3 protein-coding genes are annotated in these 5,685 nt (G+C 63.3%); all 3 read left to right on the forward strand.

Annotated features, from left to right (window positions below; genetic code table 11):
* Positions 1-3,952 (forward strand): beta-ketoacyl synthase N-terminal-like domain-containing protein (locus ACK6AU_RS31135; RefSeq protein WP_409303544.1); only part of this gene is annotated, 3,952 nt, incomplete at its 5' end.
* A complete protein-coding gene (locus tag ACK6AU_RS31140; RefSeq protein WP_409303546.1) occupies positions 3,949-5,247 on the forward strand; it encodes a flavin-containing monooxygenase in 1,299 nt (432 codons plus the stop codon). The genes ACK6AU_RS31135 and ACK6AU_RS31140, both read left to right, overlap by 4 nt.
* Positions 5,248-5,264: 17 nt before the next feature.
* A complete protein-coding gene (locus ACK6AU_RS31145) occupies positions 5,265-5,597 on the forward strand; it encodes an acyl carrier protein (RefSeq protein ID WP_409303548.1) in 333 nt (110 codons plus the stop codon).
* Positions 5,598-5,685: the final 88 nt, after the last annotated feature.

Below are 5,685 nucleotides of genomic sequence, written 5' to 3' on the forward strand. Positions count from 1 at the left end.
CTTCAGCGGTACCAACGCCCATGCGGTGATCGCAGAAGCCCCCGAACGGCCGGTGCGGCCATCGACCAACCCGCTGCATCTGGTGGTGCTGTCGGCCAGGACCGCACCCCAATTAAGGCTTCAGGTGCAGAACCTGCTCGCCCACCTGCGGCGTGAGCCCGTTGAACCGGGGGCTATGAGCCACACCTTGTTGCTGGGCCGGCGCCACCTCGAACAACGCCTGGCCTGGGTCACCAGCGATGCGGATGCGCTGTGCGCGCAACTGCTGCAATGGCTTGACGCCGGCGAGCTGATCGACGGCTACAGCGGGAGCGTCGACGGCACCCAGGAAGCCTCCACCAAGGCCCAGGCCCAAGCCAACCAATGCCTGCAAGACAGCCGCGCCGCGGCCAATTCCGAGATGCTCCGAAGGGCGCTGCTGTCACTGGCGCAGCTGTATGTCGAGGGGATCGAGCTGGACTGGGCGCGACTATTCCAGGGGCAGCGGCCGTGCCGGGTCGCATTGCCGACCTATCCGTTCGAGAAAGAGCGCTATTGGCCATCCAGCAAAAATCAAGAGGACTGGCAGGGCGACGCTCAGGCCCAACCGACGCCACCCCAGGCCAAGCCGGAGGCTGCGCTCTTCACGATGGGGAATGTCAGCGTCAGCAAGCTAGCCGCGGCAACCCAAGCCAAACCCGGCCGTCTTAAGTTGCGCTCCCTCGAGCAAGACCTGGAAGCCCTGGACCACTTCAAACCTGAGGTTGCGCAGCCGGCACAACAGGCGCGGCCGTTGCGGCCACTGCGGGCAATGGCCGAGCCGGAAGATTCGGCAAACATCCCCCTCACCGAGCCGCAGTCCGAGGCGCTGCAAGCCCCTGCCGAGCTGACGCCTGTGACTTCGGCGCAGGCAAGACAGCAGGCGCCCAAGCCCGACCTCTACTTGCTGGAGCAAGAGCTGTCCGAAAGCCTCGCCCGGGCGTTGGGCATCGACGCCGAGCGGATCCAGGCGGACAAACCCTTTGCCTCGATGGGCATGGATTCGATCATCGCCGTGGAATGGAGTCGCGAGATCAACAAGCACTACGGCCTGTCCATCGGTGCGACCGCGGTCTACAAGCATCCGACCCTGGCGGGCATCGTCAGCTTGGTGGCGACGCAGCTCGAGACAAACGCACCGAATATGGTGACGCCCCCTGTAGCCCAGGCCAGTACTGACCAAGGTCCCGAGGTGGATCAGGAACCCGAGCCTCGCCTCGAGCAGGCCGCACAATCCCCTCATGAGGTGCCGGAACAGGCGCTGGAGGGGATTGCGATCATCGGCATGTCCGGGCGCTATCCGGGAGCACCGACGCTGGATGCCTACTGGGACAACCTGGTCGCCGGCCGTGACTGCGTGGAGGAAATTCCCGCTTCGCGCTGGGACGTGAATGCTTATTTCGACGCAGATGCGCGGGAGCCGGGCAAGATCTACAGCAAATGGCTGGGCCGCCTGGATGACATCGACTGTTTCGATCCGTTGTTCTTCCGCATCCCGCCGTTGGAAGCGCAACTGATGGACCCGCAGCAGCGGTTGTTCCTGGAGGAGGGCTACAAGGCCTTCGAGGATGCGGGTTACGGCCCTCGACTGCTCGGCGGGTCCCGGTGCGGAGTGTACCTGGGCATGATGGGCGGCAATGAATACGGTGAATGGATACAACAATGCCAGGTCGTGGGGGATTTCACCGGCAGCAGCCCGGCCGTCGCCGCGGCGCGCCTGGCCTACTTCCTGAACCTGAAGGGGCCGGCGCTAATGGTGGATACCGCCTGCTCATCGTCCCTGGTGGCCACGCACCTGGCCTGCCAGGCACTGCGCAGCGGCGAGATCGATATGGCCCTGGCCGGCGGGGTGACGCTCTACCTGGCGCCGCAAGCCTACTTAGCGATGTGCAATGCACGAGTGCTGTCCCCCCACGGCCGTTGTCGGACCCTGGACAACGACGCGGACGGTTTTGTCCCGGGCGAGGGCGTCGGTGCATTGGTGCTCAAGCGCCTGGATGATGCGATTCGCGATGGCGACGCTATCCATGGTGTGATAACCGCCTCGGGCATCAATCAGGATGGCAAGACCAACGGTATCACCGCGCCCAGTGCCGCAAGCCAGGAGGAACTGCTGCGCGATGTCTACGCCCGCTATGGCATCGATCCCGAGACCATCGGCTACGTCGAGCTCCACGGGACCGGGACCAAGTTGGGCGACCCGATCGAGATGGAGGCGTTGTCCACGGTCTTCCAGGAGCGCACGCAACGCCAGCACTACTGCGGCCTGGGCTCGGTGAAGAGCAACTTGGGACATACCTCGGCGGCAGCCGGGGTGGCGGGCTTGCACAAAGTACTGCTGCAGATGAAACATCGCGAACTGGTGCCGACCCTGCATTACCGCACGCCGAACGAGCACCTGGATCTGCAACATTCGCCGTTCTTCGTCTGCACGGCGCGCCACCCCTGGCAACCCGGGGCAACGCCGGGATTGCGCGCCGCCGTCAGCGCCTTCGGCATCAGCGGCACCAACGCACATTTGGTGGTCGACGAATATCGTCCAGCACCTAGTGTCGAGCAGGGCGCTGGGCATAGCCCACAACCCTCGCTGTTCGTACTCTCGGCCAGGCGCCCGGAACAACTGCGCAGCTGTGCCGAACGCTTGCTGGCATATGTCGAACGCGAAGCTGCAGCGGATCTCGAAGCCATGGCCTACACCTTGCAGACCGGCCGCGCGGAACTCGAATACCGGCTGGCTTTCGTCGCTGATTCGCGGGCAAGGGTGCTCGAGAGCCTACGGGCCTTCATTGATGGCCAGGAGGTTGGCCAAGTTCAAACAGGCCAAGCGCGCAAAGCTGCGCCAGGAACCCAGGAAGGCGAAGGCTTGCAGGCCGGCCCAGCAACTCAGGACAACCTGCAGCGCCTGGGGGCCTTGTGGGTCGGTGGTACGCCGATCGAATGGCTGCGCCTGTATCCGGACAGGCAGCCCAGGCGCCTGTCTTTGCCAACCTATCCCTTCGCCAGGGAGTCGTATTGGGTGCAGCCGGACGATACCGTCGTCCAGCGTAGCGCCGGGGCGAGCACCACGCCACCAGTCAAGCGCCTGCATCCACTGATCGAGCGCAATACCTCGAGCATCACTGGCTTGCGCTACTCGACCTGGCTCGGTCCAGAAGACGAGCTGGTGCGCGACTGTCACGTCGCAGGACAGCCCGGCATGCCGGCCATCGTCCTCTTGGAGTGGGCGCGGGCGGCTGTGCTGTTGGCGCAACGGTTGCCGGCCGATAGCGCGGTAACCCTGCAGGACGTGCACTGGCTACGGCCGCTTTTGGTCGAGGGGGCGCTGGAGGTGCACTTGGAGTTGGCGGCGGATGAACTGGGCCACATGCGTTTTCGGATCTTCAGCCTGGAGGCTGACAGCGAAGCGCTGTACTGCGCAGGAACCGCCTGGCCGCAGGTCGTGGCGGATCAGTCAGCGCCACGGGTCGACCTGGCCAGGTTGAGGGTGGCCTGCAATACCAGCGTCACGGGGCAGGCCTGCTACGCCCACCTGAAGCGCGGCGGCGCGGCCTACGGCCCTGGCTTGCGAGCCCTGCGCGAGTTCCGTCGGGGCACGCGGCTGGCCCTGGGCGAGCTGCACAGCCCGGATGCCAGCACGAACCCGAGCTGGCCGGAGGCAGCGGTGCTGGTGGCTGGTTTCCAGGTGGCCGAGGCGTTGCTGCCGGGTGCCCAGGCCTTGGTACCGCCGTTTAGGGTGGCCAGGGTGCAGTGCTGGGGAGCCTTGCCTAAGCAGGCATGGGTGATCGCAGTTCCTGGTACGGATGATCCGCATGCGCCCCCCCCCGTGGATATCGATCTGGCCGACGACGAAGGGCAGCTGTGCTTACGCCTGGAGGGCCTGAGTCTCGGTGAGCCCGCGAGTCTCGACAACGACCTGGCAGGAGCGATGAAATGAGCGGCCCAGCGAAGGTGGCGATCATCGGGGGCGGTCCCACCGGCTTGGCCGTTGGCCGTGAGCTGAATGCCGCCGGCATCGAGTTCGTCCTGTATGAGGCGGAAGCGGACTTCGGCGGCGTCTGGAACAGCGAGGGCGGCAGCGGTCGGACCTATCCGTCGCTGCACCTGATTTCGCCCAAGGCGAACACCCAATTTCCGGATTTCCCCATGCCGGCGGACTACCCGGACTATCCCAATCACCGGTTGATGCTGGCCTACCTGCGTTCCTATGCGGCCCGGTTCGGGTTGTATGAGCGGGCCCGGTTCGGCGCCCGGGTCGAGCGGCTGGAGCCCCACGGGCAGGGCTGGCTGGTGCACACCGCCCAGGGCAGTGGCGATTTCCATGAGTTGCTGGTGATCTGCAACGGCTTGCAGCGAAGCGCTTATTTCCCGTCGATCCCTTGCACCGGGTTCGCCGGGGAGATCCTGCATGCGGCCGACTACAAATCGCCCGACCAGTTGCGTGGCAAGCGAGTGCTGGTGATCGGTGGCGGCAACTCCGGCTGCGATATCGCCACTGATGCCGTGCATCACGCCGAGCGGGTCTACCACAGCACGCGCCGTGGCTACTACTACCAGCCCAAGTTTATCCACGGCATGCCCACCGCACTGTGGATGAGAGAGATCGCTGAGCGCTTCAGCAGCAAGGAAGGGTTCTGGCAGCACGTGCTCGAGACCTTCAAGGTGGCGAGTTTCGATGGCGCCGATTATGGCCTGCCCAAGCCTGACTACCCGATCAGCGCCGCGCACCCCATCATGAACTCCCACGTGCTGTTCCATATCGGCCACGGCGATATCGTGCCCAAGGGCGACGTCGCGGCCTTGCTAGAGGGGCAGGCGCTGTTCGTCGATCAATCCCGGGAACAGGTGGACCTGGTCATCTATGCCACAGGCTACAGCCGCAACCTGTCGTTCATCGATCCGCAACTCTTGCATTGGCGCGACGGCATTCCCGATCTGTTCTTGCATTGCGCCCCGCGCAACCACGACAACCTGCTATGCATGGGGTTCGTCAATGCTGCGGGCGGCTTGGGCGATGCGGCGAAAATCCAAGGCAACTTCGTCCTGAACTATGCCCGTGCGTTCCTTGCCAAGACCAGGGGGCTGGAGGAATTTAACGAGGCCAAGTGCAGCCAGCAGGTGGACCTTGGTCAGGAACATTTCATCAAGTCGCGGCGACACCTGTGGGAGGCCGACCTGTGGAAGTACCTGGCCCAGATCAGGACGTACAGCAACATGCTCAAGAACGTTTGAACCTACAGGAGGTGCTTATGAGTTCAGATAACCAGCAGAGCTCAGGACAAACCACGCAACGACCGTCTTGGCACGATGCATTTGAGGCCGACGTGCTGCGGCTAGTGGGCGACGCGCTCAAGCTGCGTAACTCGGAGTTGACATTGGACTCCGATATGTCGGATTACGTTGATGGCTCAATCCATGTTGTGGCTATTGTAAATAACCTTTCTAGGTTTTATGGGCTTTCCATTCCACCGGCTATTTATTTTGAGGCGGATGGACTTCGTGATTTATGCCTTATCTTGCGGGAGCGTCACTTGAATGAACTTGTGGGGTTTTATAGAGAAACCATGCGCTGGCTCTTATAAACATCTGTCGCTGCCGACGAAGAGGATAGCGTAGAGTCTTTGTGTATCCTCATGTTCAGCAAAGATAAACAGGCAGTGTCGCCATGCA

It is taken from the genome of Pseudomonas sp. KCJK8993 (assembly GCF_046230915.1).
Lineage (GTDB): Bacteria > Pseudomonadota > Gammaproteobacteria > Pseudomonadales > Pseudomonadaceae > Aquipseudomonas > Aquipseudomonas piscis.

Coding starts and splice junctions, on each gene's coding strand:
- ACK6AU_RS31145 (WP_409303548.1), top strand. CDS start 5,265: ATGAGTTCAGATAACCAGCAGAGCTCAGGACAAACCACGCAACGACCG.
- ACK6AU_RS31140 (WP_409303546.1), top strand. CDS start 3,949: ATGAGCGGCCCAGCGAAGGTGGCGATCATCGGGGGCGGTCCCACCGGC.